Source organism: Streptococcus ruminicola, from assembly GCF_011387195.1.
Lineage (GTDB): Bacteria > Bacillota > Bacilli > Lactobacillales > Streptococcaceae > Streptococcus > Streptococcus ruminicola.
In genome coordinates this window covers 533,754-559,273 of sequence record NZ_CP046919.1, presented here as the reverse complement: position 1 = coordinate 559,273, position 25,520 = coordinate 533,754, and the positions used below count along the sequence as shown (strand labels likewise).

General features: G+C 38.3%; 26 protein-coding genes. 21 read left to right on the top strand and 5 right to left on the bottom strand.

What is annotated here, in order from left to right; translation table 11 throughout:
• Positions 1–124: 124 nt before the first annotated feature.
• The 7 genes from GPZ88_RS02920 (at position 125) to GPZ88_RS02890 (ending at position 2,914) form a co-directional block, all read left to right on the top strand.
• Positions 125–271 (top strand): ATP-dependent protease, encoded by a 147-nt coding sequence (locus tag GPZ88_RS02920; protein WP_228380491.1) that lies wholly within the window; start codon positions 125–127, stop codon positions 269–271.
• Between the two features lie 206 nt (positions 272–477).
• The gene (rpsF, locus tag GPZ88_RS02915; RefSeq protein ID WP_004233201.1) at positions 478–768 is read left to right on the top strand and encodes a 30S ribosomal protein S6; all 291 of its coding nucleotides are present in this window, start codon (positions 478–480) and stop codon (positions 766–768) included.
• An 11-nt stretch (positions 769–779) separates the two neighbouring features.
• On the top strand, positions 780–1,286 hold the full coding sequence (locus GPZ88_RS02910) for a single-stranded DNA-binding protein (protein ID WP_074626843.1): 507 nt from the start codon (positions 780–782) through the stop codon (positions 1,284–1,286).
• A gap of 60 nt (positions 1,287–1,346) precedes the next feature.
• On the top strand, positions 1,347–1,586 hold the full coding sequence (rpsR, locus tag GPZ88_RS02905) for a 30S ribosomal protein S18 (protein ID WP_000068664.1): 240 nt from the start codon (positions 1,347–1,349) through the stop codon (positions 1,584–1,586).
• A gap of 147 nt (positions 1,587–1,733) precedes the next feature.
• A complete protein-coding gene (locus tag GPZ88_RS02900) occupies positions 1,734–2,258 on the top strand; it encodes a heme biosynthesis HemY N-terminal domain-containing protein (RefSeq protein ID WP_166043337.1) in 525 nt (174 codons plus the stop codon).
• Between the two features lies 1 nt (position 2,259).
• Positions 2,260–2,484, top strand: coding sequence for a helix-turn-helix domain-containing protein (locus GPZ88_RS02895; RefSeq protein ID WP_043895293.1), 225 nt, complete (start codon positions 2,260–2,262; stop codon positions 2,482–2,484).
• Positions 2,468–2,914, top strand: coding sequence for a hypothetical protein (locus GPZ88_RS02890; protein WP_166042836.1), 447 nt, complete (start codon positions 2,468–2,470; stop codon positions 2,912–2,914). Before GPZ88_RS02895 ends, GPZ88_RS02890 begins: the two co-directional genes overlap by 17 nt.
• A gap of 44 nt (positions 2,915–2,958) precedes the next feature.
• Here GPZ88_RS02890 and GPZ88_RS02885 read toward each other — a convergent pair whose 3' ends face one another.
• Positions 2,959–3,612: a DUF1129 domain-containing protein gene (locus GPZ88_RS02885; protein ID WP_166043335.1), complete on the bottom strand. Its 654-nt coding sequence runs from the start codon at positions 3,610–3,612 to the stop codon at positions 2,959–2,961.
• A 472-nt stretch (positions 3,613–4,084) separates the two neighbouring features.
• Positions 4,085–5,029, bottom strand: coding sequence for a magnesium transporter CorA family protein (locus GPZ88_RS02880; RefSeq protein ID WP_020917419.1), 945 nt, complete (start codon positions 5,027–5,029; stop codon positions 4,085–4,087).
• A gap of 296 nt (positions 5,030–5,325) precedes the next feature.
• On the opposite strand from GPZ88_RS02880, the gene uvrA reads away from it, so the two are divergent.
• The 4 genes from uvrA (at position 5,326) to GPZ88_RS02860 (ending at position 11,200) form a co-directional block, all read left to right on the top strand.
• Positions 5,326–8,151 carry an excinuclease ABC subunit UvrA gene (uvrA, locus tag GPZ88_RS02875; protein WP_166043333.1) on the top strand — a complete coding sequence of 942 codons (2,826 nt, stop codon included), beginning with the start codon at positions 5,326–5,328 and terminating at the stop codon, positions 8,149–8,151.
• Between the two features lie 102 nt (positions 8,152–8,253).
• Positions 8,254–9,510, top strand: a complete 1,257-nt coding sequence (locus GPZ88_RS02870; RefSeq protein ID WP_166043331.1) for an MATE family efflux transporter — start codon at positions 8,254–8,256, stop codon at positions 9,508–9,510.
• A gap of 133 nt (positions 9,511–9,643) precedes the next feature.
• Positions 9,644–10,705: a M24 family metallopeptidase gene (locus GPZ88_RS02865; RefSeq protein WP_166043329.1), complete on the top strand. Its 1,062-nt coding sequence runs from the start codon at positions 9,644–9,646 to the stop codon at positions 10,703–10,705.
• 30 nt (positions 10,706–10,735) lie between these two features.
• Positions 10,736–11,200 carry a deoxycytidylate deaminase gene (locus GPZ88_RS02860; protein WP_006531991.1) on the top strand — a complete coding sequence of 155 codons (465 nt, stop codon included), beginning with the start codon at positions 10,736–10,738 and terminating at the stop codon, positions 11,198–11,200.
• 38 nt (positions 11,201–11,238) lie between these two features.
• On the opposite strand, the gene GPZ88_RS02855 is transcribed toward GPZ88_RS02860, so the two are convergent.
• Positions 11,239–11,553 carry a hypothetical protein gene (locus GPZ88_RS02855; protein WP_166043326.1) on the bottom strand — a complete coding sequence of 105 codons (315 nt, stop codon included), beginning with the start codon at positions 11,551–11,553 and terminating at the stop codon, positions 11,239–11,241.
• A 183-nt stretch (positions 11,554–11,736) separates the two neighbouring features.
• Between GPZ88_RS02855 and efp the strand changes: the two genes are divergently transcribed.
• The 3 genes from efp to nusB all read left to right on the top strand — a co-directional run bounded on the left by efp (position 11,737) and on the right by nusB (position 13,187).
• A complete protein-coding gene (efp, locus tag GPZ88_RS02850; RefSeq protein WP_074560860.1) occupies positions 11,737–12,297 on the top strand; it encodes an elongation factor P in 561 nt (186 codons plus the stop codon).
• Positions 12,298–12,376: 79 nt separating this feature from the next.
• On the top strand, positions 12,377–12,766 hold the full coding sequence (locus GPZ88_RS02845) for an Asp23/Gls24 family envelope stress response protein (protein WP_014335250.1): 390 nt from the start codon (positions 12,377–12,379) through the stop codon (positions 12,764–12,766).
• Positions 12,759–13,187, top strand: a complete 429-nt coding sequence (gene nusB, locus GPZ88_RS02840; RefSeq protein WP_006531995.1) for a transcription antitermination factor NusB — start codon at positions 12,759–12,761, stop codon at positions 13,185–13,187. Before GPZ88_RS02845 ends, nusB begins: the two co-directional genes overlap by 8 nt.
• 80 nt (positions 13,188–13,267) lie before the next feature.
• Here the strand turns inward: nusB and GPZ88_RS02835 are convergent, their stop codons facing one another.
• Positions 13,268–14,230: a LacI family DNA-binding transcriptional regulator gene (locus tag GPZ88_RS02835; protein WP_166043324.1), complete on the bottom strand. Its 963-nt coding sequence runs from the start codon at positions 14,228–14,230 to the stop codon at positions 13,268–13,270.
• A 1-nt stretch (position 14,231) separates the two neighbouring features.
• Positions 14,232–15,671: a sucrose-6-phosphate hydrolase gene (locus GPZ88_RS02830; protein ID WP_166043321.1), complete on the bottom strand. Its 1,440-nt coding sequence runs from the start codon at positions 15,669–15,671 to the stop codon at positions 14,232–14,234.
• 201 nt (positions 15,672–15,872) lie between these two features.
• On the opposite strand from GPZ88_RS02830, the gene GPZ88_RS02825 reads away from it, so the two are divergent.
• From GPZ88_RS02825 to alr, 7 genes are all read left to right on the top strand, one after another.
• Positions 15,873–17,780: a sucrose-specific PTS transporter subunit IIBC gene (locus tag GPZ88_RS02825; RefSeq protein ID WP_074564367.1), complete on the top strand. Its 1,908-nt coding sequence runs from the start codon at positions 15,873–15,875 to the stop codon at positions 17,778–17,780.
• A gap of 154 nt (positions 17,781–17,934) precedes the next feature.
• Positions 17,935–18,816 (top strand): fructokinase ScrK, encoded by an 882-nt coding sequence (gene scrK / locus GPZ88_RS02820; RefSeq protein ID WP_074560855.1) that lies wholly within the window; start codon positions 17,935–17,937, stop codon positions 18,814–18,816.
• A gap of 299 nt (positions 18,817–19,115) precedes the next feature.
• Positions 19,116–21,638: a preprotein translocase subunit SecA gene (secA, locus tag GPZ88_RS02815; protein WP_039696336.1), complete on the top strand. Its 2,523-nt coding sequence runs from the start codon at positions 19,116–19,118 to the stop codon at positions 21,636–21,638.
• A 95-nt stretch (positions 21,639–21,733) separates the two neighbouring features.
• Entirely contained in the window at positions 21,734–22,765 is a 1,032-nt protein-coding gene (locus GPZ88_RS02810) for a 3-deoxy-7-phosphoheptulonate synthase (RefSeq protein WP_074564363.1), read from the top strand.
• A 3-nt stretch (positions 22,766–22,768) separates the two neighbouring features.
• Positions 22,769–23,824 (top strand): 3-deoxy-7-phosphoheptulonate synthase, encoded by a 1,056-nt coding sequence (locus GPZ88_RS02805; protein WP_166043319.1) that lies wholly within the window; start codon positions 22,769–22,771, stop codon positions 23,822–23,824.
• Between the two features lie 121 nt (positions 23,825–23,945).
• Positions 23,946–24,305: a holo-ACP synthase gene (acpS, locus tag GPZ88_RS02800; RefSeq protein ID WP_039696339.1), complete on the top strand. Its 360-nt coding sequence runs from the start codon at positions 23,946–23,948 to the stop codon at positions 24,303–24,305.
• A gap of 67 nt (positions 24,306–24,372) precedes the next feature.
• Positions 24,373–25,479, top strand: a complete 1,107-nt coding sequence (gene alr / locus GPZ88_RS02795) for an alanine racemase (protein ID WP_039696340.1) — start codon at positions 24,373–24,375, stop codon at positions 25,477–25,479.
• Positions 25,480–25,520 lie beyond the last annotated feature (41 nt).

The following is a 25,520-nucleotide window of genomic DNA, read 5'->3' as shown; positions in this document are numbered from 1 at the left end:
TAATTTGAAGTTTATATTAAAAGTTAAATACAAGACTTAATTTTGCAACAATTCATAAAATTTATGCTATAATTGAAGTTATACTAGCGAAAAGCGAGGTAAGGATATGTGGGTTGTTAGGAAGATGTACTGGCGCAGTGGTCAACAGTACGTTCAAGCACAAAAGATTTTTGAAAGTCGCGAAGAAGCAAATGCTTTTAGAAAAGAATTAGATTTTGCAACGGAGATTTATGAGACAAACTTAGCCGTTTCTAATAAAGGCGATTTTTAAGCAAAGAAGCAGAGCAGACCTGCTTTTTTGTTTTGGGAGATTTTGGGGATATAAATTGATAAAAAAATTTAGGATAAAAACACTTTCTTTCCCGCATATCTCTTGCACATCGATTTAAGGTATAGTATAATAGTTTATTGTGAGTATACCTCACTTACTCGTGATCAGGTTCGCGAGTCATTAGACCAAAAGGAGGAAAAATATCAATGGCTAAATACGAAATTCTTTACATTATTCGTCCAAACATTGAAGAAGAAGCTAAAAATGCTTTGGTAGCACGCTTTGACTCTATCTTGACTGACAACGGTGCAACTGTTGTTGAATCAAAAGACTGGGAAAAACGTCGTCTTGCATACGAAATCCAAGATTTCCGTGAAGGACTTTACCACGTTGTTAACGTTGAAGCAGAAGATGCTGTAGCTCTTAACGAGTTCGACCGTCTTTCAAAAATCAACGGTGACATTCTTCGTCACATGATCGTTAAAATCGACGCGTAAGAAGGTGTCTTATGATTAATAATGTAGTACTTGTTGGTCGTATGACCCGCGATGCAGAACTCCGTTACACACCATCTAATCAAGCAGTTGCGACATTTACACTTGCTGTAAACCGTAACTTCAAGAACCAAAATGGTGAACGTGAAGCAGATTTTATTAACTGTGTTATTTGGCGTCAGCAAGCTGAAAACTTGGCTAACTGGGCTAAAAAAGGTACATTGGTTGGTGTTACTGGTCGTATTCAGACTCGTAACTATGAAAACCAACAAGGCCAACGTGTTTACGTAACTGAGGTCGTTGCAGATAATTTCCAAATCTTGGAAAGTCGTGCTACACGTGAAGGTCAATCAGGTGGTTCTTACAACGGTGGATTTAACAACAATTCATCATTTGGTGGATCTTCTAATGGTGGTTTCTCATCACAACCTTCACAACAAACACCTAATTTCGGTCGTGACGAAAGTCCATTTGGTAATTCTAACCCAATGGATATTTCAGATGACGATCTTCCATTCTAATGGATATGGACACCTCAAGTGTTAAACTTGAAACAACAATAATATAAAGGAGAATAAAACATGGCTCAACAACGTCGTGGCGGATTCAAACGCCGTAAAAAAGTTGATTACATCGCAGCTAACAAAATTGAATATGTTGATTACAAAGATACTGAGCTTCTTAGCCGTTTCGTTTCAGAACGTGGTAAAATTCTTCCACGTCGCGTAACTGGAACTTCAGCTAAAAACCAACGTAAAGTAACAACAGCTATCAAACGCGCTCGCGTTATGGCTCTTATGCCATTCGTAAACGAAGACTAATTCGTTGCGGTGAACAGAAAAAACGACTTCGAAAGAGGTCGTTTTTTTGTGTGGAAAAATCTTTTTTGAGTTTATAAGTTGAAATTATTGTTTTATAATAATTTCAAGAATACGATTATTGTAAAACAATAATTTAGAGGGAGACTTATGAAAGAGATTACTTTAAAAGTTGGAAGAGAAGTTGTTAAAATAATATGCTATTTATCGATTGTAGGTATGATTTTGATGGGATTTGGTATCTTTGCAGTGTTTTTTGCTGGGCAAAATCATGGTGGCCTATTTACTTTGGATTATGGTTATCAAAGAGTTCAGGTCTCTGTTTGGATTCCGATTGTTGTCTTAATAATGGCTATAATTATTTTTTATCTTCTATTTAGGATAATGCGAGCTTTGGATAAGTTGTTGATAAATTTTCAAGTTGAAGAGTATTTTTGCTCCGAAAACATCAATTTGCTTTCTAAAGTTCTTCTTTATCAGATTTTATTCACAGGAATTCAATTGCTTGTTAATATCTTGCTTAATTTTTCTAGAATAGCAGATACAAGTAGCTTATTTGATTTATCTTTTAAAGATTATCTTGTGAATATTGTTTTTATCATTATCAATGATATTGCTATTGTTGTGCTAAAACGTGGTTATGAATTGCAAAAAGATCACGATGAGATTATTTGATATGGAAGAAATAAAAGTACATTTAGATAAGGTGTTAAAATCAAGAAATATCACCTCTAAGGAGCTGGCTGAGAAAATAGGAATCACCGAGGCGAATTTGTCTATTTTGAAGACCGGGAAGGCAAAGGGGGTCAGGTTTAATACCTTGATGAGTATTTGTAGAGAGTTGGATTGTCAGCCGGGAGATATTTTAGAATATAGGAGAGATTATGATGAAAGTAATTAAGGTTTTGGGAGTAGCTTTATTATTTGGGTTGCTATCTGGTTGTGGTATTGTCTCAGAAGCTTCTTATGATACCGCTGCTGCCATTAAAGCAGAAAGTAGTAAAGCTTATCAAAGTGAAGAAGAACAACTAAATGTTAAAGATGTTTTAGTAGTAAACAAAGATGAGGTTTTACCTTTAGAGAATCACTTTTCTGGGACAGTGTATGTCATGTTTACAAAAGAAGATTTGAAAGAAGGTCTGAAGACTGATTTTTCACTGAATGACAAATCATTAACAGATGTTAAAGAAGATAGTCAGGATGATTTCAATATCCGCTATCATAAGAAAACATATTTCTCAGCTAAAAAAATTTCGGTTGAAAACCTTGATCAGATTAAAATGACTTCAACTTGGCCAGATGACATTGCTTTAACTTTGCGTTCTAAATAAAAAATAACCTCACTAAAACTTATGCTTAGTGAGGTTATTTATTTTTATTGTTGTGGTGTCATTGCGTTTAGGATGTTGTATTTCTTTTGTAGGAAATAACGTCCGACGAGTGATATAACACCGATGATTAACATTACGATTGGTGGTAATTGTGGATTAAGAACGGCTGGTAAGAATGCAGTTGCGGTGTATAGGAGAACCCAACCAAGCATTGCTAAACCAAGTACAAGGAAAGTTTTTTTCCAACCTGGACGTTCGCTCTTAGGTTTACCAGCGAAGCGATAGATGAAGTGGTAAGTTGCGTACATAGCAGCACCTCCACCAAAACCAAGGGCAAGAAGTGAGAAAAGTCCAGAGCTAGTTGCTGAATTAAAGAATCCCATAAGGGCGTTAAGTAGAGCAACGATTCCGATGAAAAGAAGTGATGTATCTAACCACATTAACCAAGGGTTATCATTTTTCTTTTCTTGGTTTGCTTTAGCATCAGAAGCTTTTTCAGTGAAAGAAGCAGCCCAAACCGTTGGTGCACCAAGAAGGGCACGAGCAGTTAAGCCTTTTTTCTGATTTTCAATGATTGTTGGTAAAACTTCTTCCAAAATTGCTTGGATTTCTTCGTCAGATTTACCATCTTCAATCAATTGATTAGTAGCAATGTGAATAAACTCTTGGTTCTTTTTAGTAAGATTAGTTAAATCCATAAATATTCTCCTGTATAAGGTCTTATAAGATAAAGCCAGTTATTAGTTAGAGAAAACAAAATCACTTGCTTTTTCTAACTAGTAAGTGCCTTTAGAAAGTAAATACTATGTAAATTAATAAGTTTAGCCGCAACAATGATTGAAAAGTTATGACGAGAGAAAAGTGATTCGATAATAATCGCTTTTCAAACTAGTCAGAGAGTTAGGGAATCTCTAACAAAATTACGACATAAGTAAAGTAATTCGATAATAATTGCTTTACAAATAGTGAGCTGCCTAGGAAGAATCTCTGATAGATTCTTCCGTATTTCTGTTAGCGACTTTAGTTGCGTAAGTAGGTGATGATTGTTACGACGAGAGAAAAGTGATTCGATATTAATCACTTTTCGAGCTAGTAAGTGGTTTAGGTTGTCTCAAAATAGAGACAACCGTATTTTTACTAGTAACTTTAGTTACAGTAAAAATTAATCAATTAAAACCATTTCTTCCTGAAGAAGTAGAATACCACGGACAAGCTCATGGCAGCGGCGATGAAGACGATGTACCAAAAGGCATGTGGTAGACCATTTAATGGTAACCAGTTGTTTTGGAAGTTCATCCCGTAGGCAGAGAAGATAACCGTTGGAATATCAAGTGCCATGGTCATCAAAGCCAAGGTTTTCATGATGGTATTCTGGTTGTTGTTGATGATTGAAGCAGTTGTTTCAGTCATGGCATTCAAGACATTTTCGTAAATGCCAGCCATCTCAATCGCCTGTTGCGTTTCAATCAAAGTGTCTTCAAGCAAGTCTTCGTCTTCGATGTATTTTTTCAAAGAGCTGGTACTACTCGAAAGTTTTTTAACGATACGTTCATTGAATTTCAATGAGGCTTTCAAGTAGACAATAGATTTTTCAAGCTCCATCATGTCGATGAGTTGTTCATTACGTGTGGCATTTTCCAATTCTGCTTCGATTCGGTCACTTTGACGGTCGATAGAACGAAGGGCTGTTAGGAATAGCTCTGCGTTACGATAAAGCAGTTGGAAAACAAAACGTGTCTTCATAAATGTGTAGAAGTTTTTGACGCGACGATTGAAAAAGTTATCAAATAATGTTAGTTCTTGCAAACACGTTGTGATAACAGCATTGTCAGTGACAATGATACCGAGCGGAATGGTCACATAATAGCTTTTGTTATTACGTTCTTCGTAGGTTGGGACGTCGACGATAATCAAAGTGTAATCGTCTTCGACAGAAATACGTGATGTTTCTTCAAGGTCGAGTGGCGCACGAAGGTCTGTGATATCGATATTAAATTGTTCGGCTAAACTCACAGACTCTTCCTGGGAGGGGTTAACCAAATTAATCCAAGCTCCTGGCTCGAATGTATTGATTTCTTTAAACTCTAACGCTGTTGATAGAAACATTTGTTCCATAAAAACAACCCCTCCTTTTGCGATGAGATACAAGAACTATTAAACTATGATAACTAGTTAGGACCACCAGCGATAGTGCCGTCTTTAGTTCTTGTTCAATGATTTTTTTAAGTTGTAAAATAATCTCTTTTTAGACAAAATTCTACATACTAGTCTATTATACTACAATTAGCAGTTTTTGGGGACAGAGAAAAGTAGAAAATTTGTTATAATGAAATAAGAAGAAAATGTACTCGCAAAGAAAGGATGGAAAGCTAAGCGTGGCCTAGTGTCAAGCTTAGCTTATCTCACAGATTATGCAAGATAAATTGATTATTCGTGGGGCTCGTGCCCACAATTTAAAAAATGTCAATGTTGAGATTCCGCGGGACAAATTAGTTGTTGTGACTGGTTTGTCGGGGTCTGGAAAATCAAGTTTGGCATTTGATACGATTTACGCAGAAGGGCAACGTCGTTACGTTGAAAGCTTGTCTGCTTATGCCCGCATGTTTCTTGGAAATATGGAAAAACCTGATGTGGATTCGATTGAAGGCCTTAGCCCAGCTATTTCCATTGACCAAAAAACAACAAGTAAAAACCCGCGCTCTACTGTAGGAACAACGACAGAAATCAATGATTATCTGCGCCTTTTGTACGCTCGTGTGGGAACGCCTTACTGTATTAATGGGCACGGTGCTATTACGGCATCATCGGTTGAACAGATTGTTGATAAGGTATTGGAATTGCCTGAGCGCACAAGAATGCAAATTTTAGCGCCTGTGGTTCGTCGCAAAAAAGGTCAACACAAGACGATTTTTGACCGCATTCAAAAAGATGGTTATGTGCGTGTGCGCGTGGATGGCGAGATTTTCGACATTTCAGAAGTTCCTGAGTTATCTAAGAGCAAAATGCACAATATCGAAATCGTCGTAGACCGTTTGATTAATAAAGACGGCATTCGTTCACGTCTTTTTGATTCTGTGGAAGCAGCTCTTCGTTTGGCAGATGGTTATGTCATCATCGATACCATGGATGGCAATGAATTGCTTTTCTCAGAACACTATTCTTGCCCAGTCTGTGGCTTTACTGTTCCCGAATTAGAACCGCGTTTGTTTTCATTTAATGCGCCATTTGGTTCATGTCCAACCTGTGATGGTTTAGGAAATAAACTAGAAGTTGACTTGGATTTGGTGATTCCTGACCGCAGCAAAACGCTTCGTGAGGGGGCTTTAGCACCATGGAATCCTATTTCATCAAATTATTATCCTGCTATGCTTGAGCAAGCTATGGAGGCTTTTGGTGTTGATATGGATACACCTTTTGAAGACTTGAGCGAAGAAGAGCAAAATCTTGTGCTTTACGGTTCAGGTGAGCGTGAATTCCATTTCCACTATGTCAATGATTTTGGTGGCGAACGCAATATTGACCTTCCATTTGAAGGTGTTGTCAACAATATCAATCGTCGTTACCATGAGACAAACAGCGACTTCACTCGTAACGTCATGCGCGGTTACATGAATGAGTTGCCATGTCCAACATGTCACGGTTATCGTTTGAATAATCAAGCGCTCTGCGTTCGTGTTGGTGGTGAAAATGGTTTGAATATTGGTCAGGTGTCTGATTTGTCAGTTGCTGACCATTTGGAACTCTTGAATCACTTGGAGCTTTCTGAAAATGAAAAAACGATTGCCACACCAATCGTTAAGGAAATCAAAGATCGTTTGACTTTCTTAAATAACGTGGGATTGAATTATTTGACCTTGTCACGTTCTGCGGGGACTTTGTCAGGTGGTGAAAGTCAGCGTATTCGTTTGGCAACGCAAATTGGTTCAAACTTGTCGGGCGTGCTTTATATCCTTGATGAACCGTCAATTGGGCTTCATCAACGCGACAATGACCGTTTGATTGATAGTTTGAAGAAAATGCGTGATCTCGGAAATACCTTAATTGTCGTTGAACACGACGAAGATACTATGCGTCAAGCTGACTGGCTGATTGATGTCGGACCAGGTGCGGGTGAATTTGGTGGGCAAATCGTGGCATCTGGTACGCCAGAAGAAGTTGCTAAGAATAAAAAATCAATCACAGGTCAATATCTATCAGGTGCAAAAGAAATTCCTGTGCCACTAGAACGTCGTAAAGGTAATGGACGTTTTCTTCGCGTACTAGGAGCTTCAGAAAATAACCTGCAAAATATCGACGTGACTTTCCCACTTGGAAAATTCATCGCGGTGACTGGAGTATCTGGCTCTGGTAAATCAACTTTGGTTAACAGTATTTTGAAAAAAGCTGTTGCTCAAAAATTAAATCGTAATTCTGCTAAACCTGGTAAGCACAAAGCACTTGAAGGCATTGAAAACATTGAACGCTTGATTGATATTGACCAAAGTCCAATCGGTCGTACTCCACGTTCAAATCCTGCAACTTATACAGGTGTCTTTGATGACATTCGTGACCTGTTTGCTAAGACCAATGAAGCTAAGATTCGTGGTTACAAAAAAGGACGTTTCTCATTTAACGTTAAAGGCGGACGTTGTGAGGCTTGTTCTGGTGATGGTATTATCAAGATTGAAATGCACTTCTTGCCAGATGTGTATGTGCCTTGTGAAGTTTGTCATGGCACACGCTATAACAGTGAAACGCTTGAGGTTCATTATAAAGATAAAAATATCGCTGAAATCCTTGATATGACAGTCAACGATGCCGTTGAATTCTTTGCACCAATCCCTAAAATCGCACGCAAATTGCAAACTATCAAAGACGTTGGACTTGGTTATGTCACACTTGGACAACCTGCAACAACCCTTTCTGGTGGTGAAGCACAGCGTATGAAATTGGCTAGTGAACTTCACAAACGCTCAACTGGTAAGAGTCTTTATATCCTTGATGAACCAACGACAGGTCTTCACACAGATGACATTGCTCGTCTGCTTAAAGTTCTTCAACGCTTTGTAGATGACGGAAATACCGTGCTTGTCATTGAACACAATCTTGATGTGATTAAAACAGCTGACCACATTATTGACCTTGGACCAGAAGGCGGTGTCGGTGGTGGACAAATCGTTGCCACAGGCACACCAGAAGAAGTCGCCAAAGTCAAAGAGTCTTACACAGGACAATATTTAAAAGATAAATTGAAGTAAAAAAGCCCAGGTAAGTTATCTTGCCTGGTTTTTGTGCTATAATGGAGCCAATTTATGGGGAACGGCGCAGTTTTGTTACTGTTGAGATTTATTGGAGGATTTATGTCTTATTCAAAAGAAGTTAATCGCTATGTTTTTCCGTTGATTGCGACCAATATTGCACAGCTTTTGATTAATCAATTGTCACTGCATTTTGCGGTTAATGATTCCAGTGTTGCCCTTTCTGGCATCTCGGTGATTCAAAATTTTTTATTTGCCTTTGGTGGGATTTTAGGAGCGTTCAGTCTATCGTTTAATATCAAAGGAGCGCGTGCTTTTGCAGAAAATGATGACCAGCGATTTAAAGATTTGCTCAAATCCTCTTTGCTACTTGATATCATAATAGGTGTTAGTTTTTTACTGATTTGTTTAGTTTTTGGAAAATCCTTTTTGCGTCTTTTTTATGGTTTTTCTGGTGACTTGCTTAGGCTATCAAGTCTTTATCTTGTCATCATGTCACCATATATTCTCTTGACCTTGCTAACCTTTTTATTGACGAATGTCTTGAAAGTTGAAAAGAAAACCAAGCCGATTTTTTGGATTGGGCTTGTTAGCTCGCTTCTTGATGTGGTAATGAATTATTATCTAGTTCCGATTTTAGGGGTGAAGGGTGCAGCGATTTCTGCTATAACGTCATTGCTTTTAGTGGTTTTAGCTTATTTTAGCTTGGTTTCTGGTGTGATTTTTGAAGCTTTGAAATCTCAGTCAACTTGTAAAAAAGAGTTAATTCTTTTTGGGATTCCTTTAACCATTCAAGAAATTTTAGAAAGTGTCCTTTTTATCATGGCTTTTGATGCTTTGATGGGACGTCAAGGTCTAAAAATACTTTCTATTTATGCAGTCATTAGCCAGTTATTTTCTATGGTACGTTTGCCGGCTTATATGTACGCAGGTGCGGTTTCTGTTTTCTTGCCGCAGGCTAATCAAAAACACGAAAGCAAGCAATTTATGCGTGTGATTTATCGAAATAGCTATCTGTTAAGTGCAGTTTTTGCAGTTCTTGTGACGCTTTGTGCTAATGTCTTTGCTGAATTATTATCAAGTCAAATCAATACAAATATCATTGCGCTTACGGCATTTACTATGCTAGTCATGGCAGCCACCCCACTTTACGAAAGTTCAAAAATGCTTTTGCAAAGTAGCCATGCTGAAAAATGGGTGGTCAGTATGACGACTGTGGTCAATCTGCTAAGCATCGCTGTTTTACTAATCATTCAAATTCTGGGTCTTCAAAGCTACCAATCGCTTTATTTTATTTACGGCTTAAGCCTAGTTATTCTAAGTATTTTGTTCATCAAAAAAGCAAATTCAATAACTTAAAAGAACCTGATGGTTCTTTTTTACGATAAAATTGATTTACCAGCTAAGTATTTTGTGAAAAAACATGAAAAAGGCGATTGTTTCAAGGATTTTCTGGTATAATTATCTTAAAAAACGAGAGAGGGAGAGGTTCATGTTAGCAAGACTGAAAAGATTTGATGCTAAGTTAGATGAAAAAGAGCTGGACGCTATGTTGGTGACTGGTCAAAATAATATTTATTATTTGACAGGTTTTTGGGGGACAGCAGCAACTGTCTTTATTTCCAAAACACGTCGTTTGTTCGTAACGGATGCTCGCTACACTTTGATTGCTAAGCAAACGGTTCAAGGATTTGATATCATCGAAAGCAGAGATGCACTTTCTGAAATTGCTAAGGCGATTGCGTCTGATGCGATTTCGACGATTGGTTTTGATAGTCAGGTGTCATTTGCTTATTATCAGACTTTGCAGGGTGTGTTTGCAGGTTATGATTTGGTAGCTACGACGAATTTCATGGAAGAATTACGCATGATTAAAGATGCTTCTGAAATTGCGACCATCCGAAAAGCTTGTTCGATTTCTGACCGTGCCTTTACAGACATGCTTGATTTCATCAAACCTGGGAAAACAACAGAATTGCAAGTAGCAAACTTCCTTGATTTTCGTATGCGGGAGTACGGAGCTTCTGGGGTATCTTTTGAAACCATTGCAGCATCAGGTTACCGCTCTGCTATGCCTCACGGCGTAGCCAGTGAGAAAGTTATCCAGTCAGGCGAAACCTTGACCCTCGATTTTGGTTGCTACTACAATCATTATGTCAGCGACATGACGCGTACCATCCATATCGGTGAGACGACTGACGAAGAGCGTGAGATTTATGATGTGGTTTTGCGCGCTAATCAAGCTGTGATTGATTCGGTCAAAGCTGGTATGACACGCCGTGATTATGATAAGCTAGCGCGTGATGTGATTGAAAAAGCTGGTTATGGTGAGCACTTCACACACGGAATTGGTCATGGAATTGGACTTGATATTCACGAAATCCCATTCTTTGGAAATTCTGATGAATTGGTTGAAGTCGGCATGACCATCACCGATGAACCAGGCATATACCTTGATAACAAATATGGTGTTCGTATCGAAGATGACCTTGTGGTCACTGAAAAAGGGTGCGAGGTTCTGACCTTGGCACCGAAAGAATTGATTGTCTTGTAATAACTAAGCGTTTAGAAAAGGAGGAAAACAATGACTGAAAGACTTTCTTGGGAAGATTATTTTATGGCAAATGCGGAGTTGATTTCAAAACGCTCAACTTGTGATCGTGCCTTTGTCGGAGCTGTTTTGGTGAAAGATAATCGTATCATTGCGACTGGTTACAATGGTGGTGTTTCTGAAACTGATAACTGTAGCGAAGCAGGACATAAAATGGAAGACGGTCATTGTATCCGTACCGTTCACGCAGAAATGAATGCCCTTATCCAGTGTGCTAAGGAAGGTATCTCAACCAAAGGCACAGAAATTTACGTGACACATTTTCCGTGTATTAACTGTACCAAAGCGCTTCTTCAGGCAGGGATTAAGAAGATTACTTACAAAACAGCTTACCGCATGCATCCATTTGCTATCGAATTGATGAAACAAAAAGGTGTCGAATGCGTTCAGCACGATGTTCCAGAAGTGAGACTTGGCATGGATGATTTTGATGACTAATAAAAAGAGCACTCAAAAGAAGTGCTCTTTTAGTCTTTTTAGTTCAATTTATCTTTTAAAATTTTTTCGTCAATTTCGGAAGCTGGCGTCCAACCTTTTTTTAACAAATCATTGATGTAAAAGTTGTTGTATAAAATAGCAAAAGCAATGTTTAAGCCAAGACCGATGCTAGTATCGACATTGAGACTTAGTGAGAGCATTCCCCCTAAAATCATTGCTCCAAACATAATGCCAAGCCATTTCCAATCTTTACGGAAAAGTGGCACAAAGCAATAAAAGAATAGCGTTGTCCAGCTGAAACCAACTTTAACTTCTTTAATCTCTCCCTCTGGACTCTCAAGTTTCACTTTCATATTCAGTAAATCTCCCTTTTTAATAAATTTCTAAAGTTTTATTGTATCAAAATTGGATTTTTTTAACAATGAAGTCTAAAATAGTAGGAGAGGGTTATTCTTTTGAAACCCAAAAAGATTTGAGCCATAGCGTATTTTATGGTAAAATGAAGTGATAAATAATTTATAAGAGGTAATGAATAAATGATTGAAGCAAGTAAGCTTAGAGCAGGTATGACTTTCGTAACATCTGATGGAAAACTCATCAAAGTTCTCGAAGCAAGCCACCACAAACCAGGTAAAGGTAACACAGTTATGCGTATGAAACTTCGTGACGTACGTACTGGTTCAACATTCGATACAACTTACCGTCCAGAAGAAAAATTCGAACAAGCAATCATCGAAACACGTGCTGCACAATACCTTTACAAAATGGATGACACAGCATACTTCATGGATACTGAAAGCTACGAACAATATGAAATTCCAGTTGCTAACGTAGAACAAGAATTGCTTTACATTCTTGAAAACTCAGAAGTTAAAATCCAATTCTACGGAACTGAAGTTATCGGTGTGACTGTTCCTACAACTGTTGAATTGACAGTTACTGATACTCAACCATCAATCAAAGGTGCTACAGTTACTGGTTCTGGTAAACCTGCAACTCTTGAAACAGGTCTTGTTGTTAACGTACCAGACTTTATCGAAATCGGTCAAAAATTGGTAATCAATACGCAAGAAGGTACTTACGTATCACGTGCCTAAGCTTGCCAGTAGAGCGGGTAGAGAGGGCACCGCTCTCTTTACTTTTTAATCCTTAAATTTAATTAGAAAGGAAATGCTTATGACAACTGAAAATATCGGTGATATTGTTATTTCACCACGAGTACTAGAAGTTATCACAGGTATTGCTGCAACAAAAGTTGATGGCGTTCACTCACTTCGTAACAAAGCCATGACTGATACTTTCAGCAAAACAGTTTTAGGTAAAGGTGTTTACCTTCAAACAGAAGAAGATGGTACAGTTAACGCTGATATCTATGTATATCTTCAATACGGTGTCAACGTTCCTGCTGTTTCAATGGCTATCCAAAAAGCTGTTAAAGCTGCAGTTTACGAAATGGCAGAAGTGACTATTTCATCTGTCAACATTCACGTTGAAGGAATCGTTCCTGAAAAAACACCAAAACCTGATTTGAAAGCATTGTTTGACGAGGATTTCTTGGATGACTAATAACTTTACAAATTCAAGACGTGACCTTCGTGAGCGTGCCTTCCAGGCACTCTTTAGCCTCGAATTTGGTGGAGAATATTTGCAAGCAGCTGAATTTGCTTACACTTATGATAAGACTGTCGAAGAAGACGAAGAAGTTCAAGTTCCAGTATTTCTTCTAAATCTTGTTAAAGGTGTTTGTGATTTGCAATCAGAACTTGATCAACAAATCGAAGCACACTTAAAATCAGGCTGGTCACTAGAGCGTTTAACACTAACTGACAAAGCTTTACTTCGTTTAGGGCTTTACGAAGTGAAATACTTCGAAGAAACACCTGGACGTGTTGCGGTCAATGAAATCATTGAAATTGCTAAAAAATATTCAGACGAAACATCAGCAAAATTCGTTAATGGATTATTGAGTCAGTTTGTTACTGAATAATAAATGAAAGAGAGATGCCAAACATCTCTCTTTTTTGTACCTAAAAAGCACAGACATAAATGTCTGTGCTTTTGTGTTTATTAGATACTGCTACCAGGAAGAAGTGAAATTGGTAGGATATAGTCTTTGCTTGTCTTTTCGCCTTTGATGCGTTTTAGGAGAATATCCACAAGTAGACTAGCGATTTCATCGATTGGTTGACGGATGGTTGTCAATTGTGGGAAGAAGTTCTCAATAAATGATGTACCATCGTACCCGATAATTTTCAAATCTTCAGGGATTTTTAAATCTAATTGTTTAGCAATTTTCATGGTTAAAATGGCTGTTAAATCGTCGGAAACAAAGATACCGTCAGGTCTAGTTCGTGCGATGATGGATTTGATTTCCATTTCACGGCGAATTGTGGATAAGTTGTTAGGAACTTTGAAAACTTCACCGTGCGGAATTTGAAATGTAAAACCAAGGGCACGTAATTCGGTTGGAGAATCAGTGTTATCGTGTCCGGTAATCATAATGATATTTTCGCAACCATTTTTTTGAAGGGTACGAGCAGCTAGCTTACCTCCTTCAAAGTTATCTGAAGCAATGATAGGAATATTTGGGGCCAGGTTTCTATCAAAAGCAATAATAGGTGCACTGACGCGTTCGTAATCATCGATACCAAGGTTGTGACTTGATGAAATGATGCCGTCAACTTGGTTAGCTTCTAGCATTTCGATATATTCACGTTCCTTGGCAGGGTCATTTTCACTGTTGCAGATAATCGTTTTATAACCATGTTTGAATAGTTCGATTTCAAGATATTCAATCAGTTCAGAATAAAAGATATTGCTAATATTAGGAAAGATAAGTCCGATGAGTTGGGCTGATTTTCCTTGGAGTCCACGAGCGAGGTTATTAGGTTTATAGCCTAATGTTCTCATGGCTTCTTGGACTTTTTGTTTTGTCTTATCTGACAAATAACCTTTGTTGTTGATAACGCGTGAAACGGTTGTTGGGCTAACTCCAGCAAGTTCAGCAACGTCAGTTAATTTTGCTACCATATTAGTACTTCAAATCAAAGTATGTACCAGTAACGTCTCCAGATTTAATAGCGATGCCGTTTTGGCCAGCTTCTGGGAAGACACGGCTAGTAAATACTTTTTCTCCTTTATTGATAAAGATTTCAACGACTGAATTATCTACAAAAATATTAGCACTAGTTTCTTTTGCATCGATTGTGCATTCGCGGCTTGTGCCAAATTCTGTAGCGTATTGAACACCAGCTTTACTGCGGTCAAGAATAATTTTACCGTCTTTAGTATCGACCGTCAAGCTGAGTCCGTTGCCTTTGTCATCAGCAAAGAGAAGAATTTCAGATTTTTGATTTGCAGGGAAATTTAATTCTAATTCATAAGTATTAGTTGCTTCAGATTTATTAGCAAATGCTTCAGAGTCAGCACGAAGTGAAGTGATTGCTTCAACTGGGTATTGGTAAAGTTTACCATCTTTAATAGAAAGTTCTTTAACAAGACTTAAAGCACCTTGGTAATCGTATTTATCTGTTGGGTAATCAACATCAGGAAGTCCAATCCAGCTGACAACTAATGTGCGCCCGTCAGGGGCATTGAATCCTTGAGTAGCATAGGCTTCAAAACCATAGTCAAGGTTTTGAATGTCTGAAGCGCCAACTAATTTTGCATGTTCTGTGTCAAACGATTGACATACTTTATAAGTATTTGGATAAATGTTGCGGTAATCAAGTTCAGATTTATCAAGGCCTTGTGGGCAGTAAAGAAGAACTGGTTTATCATCAGCAAAAACAAGGTTTGGACATTCAATCATGTACTCTGAACCAGTACCGCCGAAGTCGAGGTTGCCAACTTCTTCCCAGTTTTCAACATTGTTATCAACTGCTTTATAAAGTTTAACAAAGCCTGATTTTTCAGGGTTTTGAGCACCTACGATAGCGTAGAATTGACCTTTATAATTGAAAATTTGAGGGTCACGGAAGTGCTCTGTGGCATCTTCAGGTTGGCGGATAAGGACATTATCTATTTTTGTAATATTGTGGTCTTTATCCATCCAAGCACCGATTTGAAGTGGGTCACGTACCCAGTTTTCGTCACGAACATTTCCTGTATAGAACAAGAAGAGTTTGTCATTGATTTCATAGGCAGAACCAGAGTAAGCTCCGTGGCTATCGTTTTTAGTGTCAGGGCGAAGTTCTACATTAGTTTCATGGAAATGAACCAAGTCTTCAGATTCAGTGTGAACCCATTGTTTTAGGCCGTGAGCAGCGCCAAAAGGCCAATTTTGATAGAACAATGTATATTTGCCGTTAAAGTATGAGAAACCGTTAGGGTCATTTAATAGTCCAGTTTTAGGCTCGATGTGGTAGCTGGTATGCCAAGGTGATTTTTTCACATTTTCAGTGATTTTAGCCACCTCTTCCTCGCTCCAATCAGCGTAAGCACGGTATCGTACTTCTTGAGGTAAATTCATAATTTTCTCCTTTAGTTTATCTATCTACTATTAATATAGTAAACGTTTTCCGCCTAAAAATCAATTATTTTCCCGCAAAAATAAAAAAATATGATAAACGCTTGACATAAAGCGTTTTTATGATAAAATGTAAATGTAGTTAAGTGAAACGCTTACAACCAAGCTTACAAAAGTAATTTTTATATAAAGGAGTTTTTGCAAATGGATAACGCACAGATTGCAAAAGAGATTGTTGCTGCTTTAGGTGGCCGCGAAAACGTACGCAGTGTCGCTCACTGTGCCACACGTTTACGTGTTATGGTTGTTGATGAAGCAAAAATCGACAAAGACAAAATTGAAAATCTTGACAAAGTTCAAGGAGCTTTCTTCAACTCAGGACAATACCAAATTATCTTTGGTACTGGTCTAGTTAACAAAATGTACGATGAAGTTGTTGCTCTTGGTTTGCCAACAGCTTCAAAAGATGAACAAAAAGCAGAAGCTGCTAAACAAGGAAATTGGTTCCAACGCGCTGTCCGTTCATTCGGTGACGTATTTGTTCCATTGCTTCCAGCTATCGTAGCGACTGGTCTTTTCATGGGTATCCGCGGAGCTATCAACAATGATACAATCCTAGGACTCTTCGGAACAACTTCTGAAGCATTCTCATCTACAAACTTCTACACATACACTGTTGTATTAACAGATACAGCCTTTGCATTCTTCCCAGCTTTGATTTGCTGGTCTGCATTTAACGTATTTGGTGGAAGCCCAATCGTAGGTCTTGTTCTTGGACTTATGATGGTTAACAACTCACTTCCAAATGCTTGGGATGTTGCCTCAAAAGCTGCAGAACCAATTAACTTCTTTGGATTCATTCCAGTTGTTGGTTACCAAAACTCAGTTCTTCCAGCATTCTTCGTAGGTTTGCTTGGTGCGAAACTTGAAAAATGGTTGCACAAAAAAATTCCAGATGTGCTTGACCTCTTGTTGGTTCCATTCTTGACATTCTTGGTAATGTCAATCTTGGCACTCTTTGTCATTGGTCCAGTTTTCCATACTGTTGAAAACTATGTTCTTGCAGGAACTAAATTCTTGCTTAGCTTGCCATTTGGTCTTTCTGGTCTTATTCTTGGTGGTATTCACCAAGTTATCGTGGTTACAGGTGTTCACCACATCTTCAACTTGCTTGAATCACAATTGATTGCTGCTGATGGTAAAGACCCATTCAACGCTATCATCACAGCTGCAATGACTGCCCAAGCTGGTGCAACTCTTGCTGTTGGTGTTAAAACAAAAGATGCTAAACTTAAAGCTCTTGCTTTCCCAGCTGCTCTTTCTGCAGGACTTGGTATCACTGAACCAGCTATCTTCGGTGTAAACTTACGTTTTGGTAAACCATTTGTATTAGGTCTTGCGGCTGGTGCTTGTGGTGGTTGGTTGGCTTCAATCTTCAACCTTGCTGGTACTGGTTTTGGTATTACAATTATCCCTGGTACTCTTCTTTACTTGAATGGTCAAGTTCTTAAATATGTCATCATGGTTCTTGCAACTACAGCTCTTGCCTTTGTATTGACTTACATGTTTGGTTATGAAGATGATACAAAAGACGTTAAAGCTGCTAAAGAAGCAAAAGAAGTAGCTGAAGAAGTTACTGCACTTTCTCAAGCTGGTGTTTCTGAAGAAACAGTTGTAAGCCCACTTTCAGGCCAAGCTGTTGAACTTTCTGCAGTTAATGACCCAGTCTTCTCATCAGGTGCTATGGGTAAAGGTATCGCTATTAAACCAAACGGTGACACAGTTTACTCACCAGTTGATGGTACTGTTCAACTTGCCTTTGAAACAGGTCATGCTTATGGTTTGAAATCTGACAATGGTGCTGAAATCCTTATCCACATCGGTATTGATACTGTCTCAATGGCTGGTAAAGGATTTAACCAAAAAGTTGCTGCTAACCAAAAAGTTAAAAAAGGTGATGTTCTTGGAACATTTGACCGCGCAGCTATTGCAGAAGCAGGTCTTGATGATACAACAATGATTATCGTGACAAACACAGCTGACTACCAAGAAGTAACACCAGTTGCTCAAGGTGAACTTGCTGAAGGTGCTGCATTGCTAGATCTTAAATAAGTATATATCTATAATTTAAGAGGTTCGAAAGAACCTCTTTTTATATGGAGTTAAATATTGATACAATAGGGTTTCTGCCACTTTTGTACTTGATATATCTTTTGTTTTTTTGTATAATATTTGATAGAAAACTAGCAATTAAAAGGGAGATAACATGACTAAATTATACGGTAGTGTCGAAGCAGGTGGAACAAAATTTGTTTGTGCTGTTGGTGATGAGAATTTTCAAGTTGTAGAAAAAGTTCAATTTCCAACAACAACACCTTATGAAACAATTGATAAAACAGTAGCATTCTTCAAACGTTTTGAAGAAGATTTGGCAGGAATTGCTATTGGTTCATTTGGGCCAATTGATGTTGATGAAAATTCAAAAACTTATGGTTACATCACAACAACTCCAAAACCACATTGGGCTAATGTTGACTTGGTTGGTTTGATTTCAAAACACTTTAAAGTGCCATTTTACTTTACAACTGACGTAAATAGCTCTGCTTACGGTGAAACAATCGTTCGTAAAGGCGTTAAGAGTCTTGTTTATTACACAATCGGTACTGGTATTGGTGCTGGAGCTATTCAAAACGGTCAATTTATCGGTGGTCTTGGTCATACAGAAGCAGGTCACGTATACGTTGCTCCACACCCACAAGATGTTGCTAAAAACTTTAACGGTGTTTGCCCATTCCACAAAGGTTGCTTGGAAGGTATGGCAGCAGGTCCATCACTTGAAGCACGTACAGGTATCCGTGGTGAATTGATTGAACTTAACTCTGATGTTTGGGATGTTCAAGCTTATTACATTGCACAAGCCGCTGTTCAAGCAACACTTCTTTATCGTCCAGAAGTGATTGTCTTTGGTGGTGGTGTTATGGCACAAGAACACATGCTAAAACGTGTTCGTGATAAATTTAAAGCTTTGATGAATGATTATGTTCCAGTTCCAGATGTTACAGAATATATCGTGACACCAGGTGTGGCTGAAAATGGTTCTGCAACTCTTGGTAACTTTGCTTTGGCTAAGAAAGTTTCAGAACGTTAATCGCTTGATTAACAAAATGTTAGCGAGATTGAGGAAAAGTCCATTTGGGATGATTCTTCAATCTTTTTTTACGCTGACAATTCCTTGTGAATTACAGTGCTTTCTTGTTGTTAAGGTGAAAAAAGAGTATAATCGTAGCAGGTGAATACTCAGAAAATACTAAGAATGATATTAATAAAAAACTAAAATATCAAGGCATTTTTATCGCTTGTAGAAGAGAGCTGCAATGGTAGCGCATTCTTGTAATAGAGCGCTTTTTATGATAAAATGTGATGATAAGTTTATCGAAAGGAATTGGGATGGCAAATATTCTACGAACTGTTATCGAAAACGATAAAGGCGAATTAAGAAAATTAGAAAAAATTGCAAAGAAAGTTGAGTCATACGCTGATGCGATGGCTGCTTTGTCTGATGAAGAATTAAAAGCAAAAACACCAGAATTTCAACAACGATATCAAAATGGTGAAACCTTAGATCAATTATTGCCAGAAGCTTTTGCGGTTGTTCGTGAAGCGGCTAAACGTGTTCTTGGTCTTTACCCATACCGTGTCCAAATCATGGGTGGTATTGTAATGCACAATGGTGACGTGCCTGAAATGCGTACTGGTGAAGGTAAAACATTGACTGCGACTATGCCAGTTTACCTTAACGCCCTTGCTGGTGAAGGGGTTCACGTTATCACGGTCAACGAATACCTTGCAACACGTGACGCAACTGAAATGGGTGAAGTTTATAGCTGGTTGGGACTTTCTGTAGGGATCAACTTGTCTGCAAAATCACCATATGAAAAACGTGAAGCCTACAACTGTGATATCACTTATTCTACAAACTCAGAAATCGGTTTTGACTACCTTCGTGATAACATGGTTGTTCGTCAAGAAGATATGGTTCAACGCCCACTAAACTTTGCTTTGGTCGATGAAGTTGACTCAGTTTTGATTGATGAAGCGAGAACACCTTTGATTGTTTCAGGTCAAGTAACTTCTGAAACAAGCCAACTTTACGTTCGTGCTGATAAATTCGTTAAGACTCTTGAAAGTGTTGATTACGTTATCGATGTACCAACAAAAACAATCGGTCTAACAGACAGTGGTATCGACAAAGCTGAAGAATATTTCCGTTTAGAAAATCTTTACGATTTGGAAAATGTTGCCTTAACACACTACATTGACAATGCCCTTCGTGCAAACTACATTATGCTTTTGGACATTGACTATGTGGTTAGTGAAAATGGTGAAATCTTGATTGTCGATCAATTTACAGGACGTACAATGGAAGGTCGTCGCTTCTCTGATGGTTTGCACCAAGCCATTGAAGCTAAAGAAGGCGTGCGCATTCAGGAAGAATCTAAGACAAGTGCTTCAATTACTTACCAAAACATGTTCCGTATGTACAAAAAATTGGCAGGTATGACTGGTACAGCGAAAACTGAAGAAGAGGAATTCCGTGAAGTTTACAACATGCGCATTATTCCAATTCCAACAAACCGACCAGTAGCACGTATTGACCATCCAGATTTGTTGTATCCAACACTTGCTTCTAAATTCAGAGCAGTAGTTGAAGATGTTAAACGTCGTCACGCTAAAGGTCAACCTGTCTTGGTTGGTACGGTTGCCGTTGAAACATCTGACCTTATTTCTAAAAAATTGGTTGAAGCTGGCATTCCACACGAAGTTTTGAATGCTAAAAACCACTTTAAAGAAGCTCAAATCATCATGAACGCTGGTCAACGCGGTGCGGTTACAATCGCAACCAACATGGCTGGTCGTGGTACAGATATCAAACTTGGCGAAGGGGTTCGTGAACTTGGTGGACTTTGTGTCATCGGTACAGAACGTCACGAAAGCCGTCGTATTGATAATCAGCTTCGTGGACGTGCAGGTCGTCAAGGTGACCCAGGTGAATCACAATTCTATCTATCACTTGAAGATGATTTGATGCGTCGTTTTGGTTCAGATCGTATTAAAGCTTTCCTTGATCGCATGAACCTTGATGAAGAAGAAGCTGTTATCAAATCTAAGATGCTCACACGTCAAGTGGAATCAGCTCAAAAACGTGTTGAAGGTAACAACTACGATATGCGTAAACAAGTCCTTCAATATGATGATGTGATGCGTGAACAACGTGAAATCATTTATGCTGAACGTCACGATGTTATCACAGCAGACCGTGATTTGGCACCTGAAATCAAAGCAATGATTAAACGTACAATTAATCGTGCTGTTGATGCTCACAGCCGTGCAGACCGCGAAGAAGGTATCAAGGCTATTTTGAATTTTGCTAAATCAAACTTGGTTGCAGAAGATTCTATTAAACTGGCTGACCTTGAAAATCTAGATTTTGAAGAAATCAAAGAAGAACTTTACAAACGTGCTTTGGCAGTTTACGATGCTCAAATCGCTAAACTTCACGACGAAGAAGCCGTTAAAGAATTCCAAAAAGTTTTGATTTTGATGGTTGTGGATAACAAGTGGACAGACCACATTGATGCCCTTGATCAATTGCGTCAATCTGTTGGTTTGCGCGGATACGCTCAAAACAACCCTGTTGTTGAATACCAATCAGAAGGTTTCCGTATGTTCCAAGCAATGATTGGTGCCATTGAATTTGACGTGACACGTACAATGATGAAAGCACAAATTCACCAACAAGAACGTGAACGCTCAACTGAACGTGCGACAACTATGGCTGAAAAGAATATCTCTGCTCAACATGTTCAAGCACAATCTGATATCGATTACTCTAACGTTAAACGTAACGATTTGTGCCCATGTGGATCAGGTAAAAAATTCAAAAATTGCCACGGTCGTAAACATTTTTAAAAAAGACAACAGAAAATTCTGACAATTTATTGAAAAACCTCTTGAAAATGGTATAATAGATGAAATCTTAACTAATTTCAGGAGAGGGAAAATATATGTCATTTAAAGCAACAAGTAAAAAGATTAATTTCGATGCTCTTAAAGAAGAATCAAAATTAACTGGTGACGTTCTAGCTAAAAAAGAAGCTCGTGATCGCGAATTAGAAGCTATCATTAAAGGTGAAGATGACCGAGTTCTTTTGGTTATCGGTCCTTGCTCATCTGATAATGAAGATGCTGTGCTTGAATACGCTCGTCGTTTGGCAAAACTTCAAGAAGAAGTTAAAGACCGTGTCTTTATGGTAATGCGTGTCTACACAGCAAAACCACGTACGAATGGTGATGGTTATAAAGGTTTGATGCACCAACCTGATACATCAGAAGCACCAAGCTTGATTAACGGTATTAAAGCCGTTCGTCACCTTCATTATCGTGTGATTTCAGAGACTGGCTTAACAACAGCAGATGAAATGCTTTATCCAGAAAATCTTCCATTGGTAGATGATTTGGTATCTTATATTGCTGTTGGTGCGCGTTCAGTTGAAGACCAACAACACCGCTTTGTTGCTTCAGGCATTAGTGTCCCAACAGGGATGAAAAATCCTACTTCAGGTAACTTGAATGTTATGTTTAATGGTATTTATGCCGCTCAAAATAAACAATCATTCTTGTTTAACGGTGAAGAAGTAGAAACATCTGGTAATCCATTTGCACATGCTATCCTTCGTGGTGCACTTAACGAATATGGTAAAAATGTGCCAAACTATTACTACGATAATGTCATCGATACTATCGAGCAATACGAAAAAATGGGCCTTGAAAATCCATTTATCGTTATCGATACTAACCATGACAACTCAGGAAAACAATATTTAGAACAAGTTCGTATTGTCCGTCAAACATTGATTAACCGTGATTGGAATGAAAAAATCAATAAATACGTTCGTGGTTTCATGATTGAATCATACTTAGAAGACGGACGTCAAGACAAACCTGAAGTCTTTGGTAAATCAATCACAGACCCATGTCTTGGTTGGGACAATACCGAAAAACTTGTTCACGAAATTTACGATACACTAGGTAAATAAATTATGGGAATACATCAAAAAAGTGCAACGATTGATATTGCACAAGTCAAAGAACTATCAAAACTAGAAGGTGATTTTCTTGCTAAGAAAAAAGCACGTGATGCTGAATTGGCAAAAATCATCAAAGGTGAAGATGACCGTATTCTCTTGGTCATCGGTCCATGTTCGTCTGATAATGAAGATGCTGTACTTGAATACGCTCGTCGTTTAGCGAAACTTCAAGAAGAAGTCAAAGATAAGATTTTCATTGTCATGCGTGTTTATACAGCAAAACCGCGTACAAATGGTGACGGTTATAAAGGGTTGATGCATCAGCCTGATACATCAAAACTTCCAGATTTGATTAATGGTGTTGCTGCTGTTCGTCATTTGCATTATCGTGTCATCACAGAAACTGGTTTGACGACTGCAGATGAGATGTTGTATCCTGATAATCTTACCTTGGTAGATGATTTGGTGTCATATCATGCTATTGGAGCTCGTTCGGTTGAAGACCAAGAGCACCGCTTTGTTGCTTCTGGAATTGATGCCCCTGCAGGAATGAAAAATCCAACATCTGGTAATTTGAACGTGATGTTTAATGGTATTTATGCTGCACAAAATAAACAAAACTTCATCTACCACAATGCAGAAGTTGAAACTGATGGTAATCCATTGGCACATGCTATTCTTCGTGGTGCACTAACTGAGCATGGCGAAAATGTGCCAAACTACTATTATGATGACTTGTTGAAAGCAATTGCGCACTACGAAAAAATGGGACTTGAAAATCCATTTATCGTTGTGGACACAAATCATGATAATTCTGGTAAACAATATCTTGAACAAATCCGTATTGTACGTCAAACATTGATTAATCGCGACTGGAGTGATAAAATTAACAAGTATGTACGTGGATTCATGATTGAATCTTACTTGGAAGATGGTCGCCAAGATACACCAGAGGTATTTGGAAAATCGATCACAGACCCATGTCTAGGATGGGATAAAACTGAAAAATTGATTCGTGAAATCCATGCAACCTTAAGTCATGATTCTTATGAAGAATTGCTATTCTAATTAATTGAATAACCTATGGGGCTGGGGATTTTTCTCAGCTCCTTAGTTTTGGAAATCATTAAGCGGTTAAGCTGATAAGAGTTTTGATTTGGTTTAAAATCGTTTTTCACAAAGGAGACGTATGATTATTGGTCATGGCATTGACTTGCAAGAAATAGATGCAATCAAGCGGGCGTATGAGAAGAATAATAGATTTGCAAAGCGCGTGCTGACAGAAAAAGAATTTCAAGTTTTTTCAGGTTTTAAGGCTGAGAAAAGGCAAATGGAATTTTTGGCGGGACGTTGGGCTGCAAAAGAAGCTTTTGCTAAGGCAATGGGGACTGGAATTGGGACACTTGGTTTTCAAGATATTGAAATTTTGAATAACCAGCTAGGTGCGCCTGAGATTACCCAGTCACCTTTTACTGGTAAATGCTTTATTTCGCTTTCTCATACGGGGAATCTTGTGCAAGCCAGTGTTATCTTAGAAGATGATGAGTAACAAATTTTTTGAAAAATGAAAAGTAGGATTAATCGAGAAATTTTTTACTAGCTTTGGAGGAGAAAAAATGATTTCAAGTTTACACCGACCAACAAGAGCCTTAATTGATTTAGGGGCTATTTGTGACAATATTGAGGCGGTTAAAGCTAATATTCCAGAAGGGAAAAAAGCTTTTGCGGTTGTTAAAGCTAATGCTTATGGACATGGTGCTAAAAAGGTTGCGCAAGCTGTGCACCACTTAGTTGACGGTTTTTGTGTGTCAAATGTCGATGAAGCTCTCGAACTTCGTGAAGCAGGTATTGAAGAAACTATCTTAATCTTGGGTGTTATCATGCCTAATGAAGTTGCTTTAGCACGTGATTACGATATTACCTTAACTGTTGCTAGCCAAGAATGGCTTGATTTAGCAAATGAACAAGACATCAGTCTTAAAGGGGTTAACGTTCATTTGAAAGTTGATTCTGGTATGGGACGTATTGGTGTGCGTAGTCTTGAAGAAGCTGAAAGCTTAATGGCTAACTTGAAAAAAGCTGGCGCTAATGTAGAAGGTATCTTCACTCACTTTGCTACAGCTGATGAAGCTGATGATACTAAATTTAATGAGCAATTGGCATTCTTTACAAATATTGTTAACAACTTGAGTGAAAAACCTGCCCTTGTTCATGCTAGTAACTCAGCGACAAGTATCTGGCACAGCGAAACAATCTTCAATATCGTTCGTCTTGGTATCGTGATGTACGGATTGAATCCAAGTGGAACAGATATTGCTCTTCCATATCCGATTAAACCAGCTCTTGGCTTGGAATCAGCGCTTGTTCACGTGAAGACAATCCCAGCTGGTGCAACTGTTGGTTACGGTGCAACTTACACTGCTCAAAAAGAAGAATATATTGCGACTGTTCCAATTGGTTATGCTGATGGATGGACTCGTGATTTGCAAGGCTTCTCAGTTCTTGTGAATGGACAGTTTTGTGAAATCGTTGGGCGCGTGTCAATGGACCAAATCACTATTCGCTTACCAGAAAAATTCCCAATCGGAACTAAAGTAACTTTGATTGGTCAAGAAGGTGACAAGGTTATTTCAGCTACTGATTTGGCTCAAAAACGTGGTACTATCAATTATGAAGTGCTTTGTCTTCTAAGTGACCGTATCCCACGTTTCTATTCAAAATAAGATAAAAAGGATTCTAGATTGTCGTGATTTTCTTACGGCGA

Bases quoted from the DNA above. Each gene is read 5' to 3' on its own strand.
- GPZ88_RS02920 (WP_228380491.1), top strand. From the start codon at position 125: ATGTACTGGCGCAGTGGTCAACAGTACGTTCAAGCACAAAAGATTTTT.
- rpsF (WP_004233201.1), top strand. From the start codon at position 478: ATGGCTAAATACGAAATTCTTTACATTATTCGTCCAAACATTGAAGAA.
- GPZ88_RS02910 (WP_074626843.1), top strand. From the start codon at position 780: ATGATTAATAATGTAGTACTTGTTGGTCGTATGACCCGCGATGCAGAA.
- rpsR (WP_000068664.1), top strand. From the start codon at position 1,347: ATGGCTCAACAACGTCGTGGCGGATTCAAACGCCGTAAAAAAGTTGAT.
- GPZ88_RS02900 (WP_166043337.1), top strand. From the start codon at position 1,734: ATGAAAGAGATTACTTTAAAAGTTGGAAGAGAAGTTGTTAAAATAATA.
- GPZ88_RS02895 (WP_043895293.1), top strand. From the start codon at position 2,260: ATGGAAGAAATAAAAGTACATTTAGATAAGGTGTTAAAATCAAGAAAT.
- GPZ88_RS02890 (WP_166042836.1), top strand. From the start codon at position 2,468: ATGATGAAAGTAATTAAGGTTTTGGGAGTAGCTTTATTATTTGGGTTG.
- GPZ88_RS02885 (WP_166043335.1), bottom strand. From the start codon at position 3,612: ATGGATTTAACTAATCTTACTAAAAAGAACCAAGAGTTTATTCACATT.
- GPZ88_RS02880 (WP_020917419.1), bottom strand. From the start codon at position 5,029: ATGGAACAAATGTTTCTATCAACAGCGTTAGAGTTTAAAGAAATCAAT.
- uvrA (WP_166043333.1), top strand. From the start codon at position 5,326: ATGCAAGATAAATTGATTATTCGTGGGGCTCGTGCCCACAATTTAAAA.
- GPZ88_RS02870 (WP_166043331.1), top strand. From the start codon at position 8,254: ATGTCTTATTCAAAAGAAGTTAATCGCTATGTTTTTCCGTTGATTGCG.
- GPZ88_RS02865 (WP_166043329.1), top strand. From the start codon at position 9,644: ATGTTAGCAAGACTGAAAAGATTTGATGCTAAGTTAGATGAAAAAGAG.
- GPZ88_RS02860 (WP_006531991.1), top strand. From the start codon at position 10,736: ATGACTGAAAGACTTTCTTGGGAAGATTATTTTATGGCAAATGCGGAG.
- GPZ88_RS02855 (WP_166043326.1), bottom strand. From the start codon at position 11,553: ATGAAAGTGAAACTTGAGAGTCCAGAGGGAGAGATTAAAGAAGTTAAA.
- efp (WP_074560860.1), top strand. From the start codon at position 11,737: ATGATTGAAGCAAGTAAGCTTAGAGCAGGTATGACTTTCGTAACATCT.
- GPZ88_RS02845 (WP_014335250.1), top strand. From the start codon at position 12,377: ATGACAACTGAAAATATCGGTGATATTGTTATTTCACCACGAGTACTA.
- nusB (WP_006531995.1), top strand. From the start codon at position 12,759: ATGACTAATAACTTTACAAATTCAAGACGTGACCTTCGTGAGCGTGCC.
- GPZ88_RS02835 (WP_166043324.1), bottom strand. From the start codon at position 14,230: ATGGTAGCAAAATTAACTGACGTTGCTGAACTTGCTGGAGTTAGCCCA.
- GPZ88_RS02830 (WP_166043321.1), bottom strand. From the start codon at position 15,671: ATGAATTTACCTCAAGAAGTACGATACCGTGCTTACGCTGATTGGAGC.
- GPZ88_RS02825 (WP_074564367.1), top strand. From the start codon at position 15,873: ATGGATAACGCACAGATTGCAAAAGAGATTGTTGCTGCTTTAGGTGGC.
- scrK (WP_074560855.1), top strand. From the start codon at position 17,935: ATGACTAAATTATACGGTAGTGTCGAAGCAGGTGGAACAAAATTTGTT.
- secA (WP_039696336.1), top strand. From the start codon at position 19,116: ATGGCAAATATTCTACGAACTGTTATCGAAAACGATAAAGGCGAATTA.
- GPZ88_RS02810 (WP_074564363.1), top strand. From the start codon at position 21,734: ATGTCATTTAAAGCAACAAGTAAAAAGATTAATTTCGATGCTCTTAAA.
- GPZ88_RS02805 (WP_166043319.1), top strand. From the start codon at position 22,769: ATGGGAATACATCAAAAAAGTGCAACGATTGATATTGCACAAGTCAAA.
- acpS (WP_039696339.1), top strand. From the start codon at position 23,946: ATGATTATTGGTCATGGCATTGACTTGCAAGAAATAGATGCAATCAAG.
- alr (WP_039696340.1), top strand. From the start codon at position 24,373: ATGATTTCAAGTTTACACCGACCAACAAGAGCCTTAATTGATTTAGGG.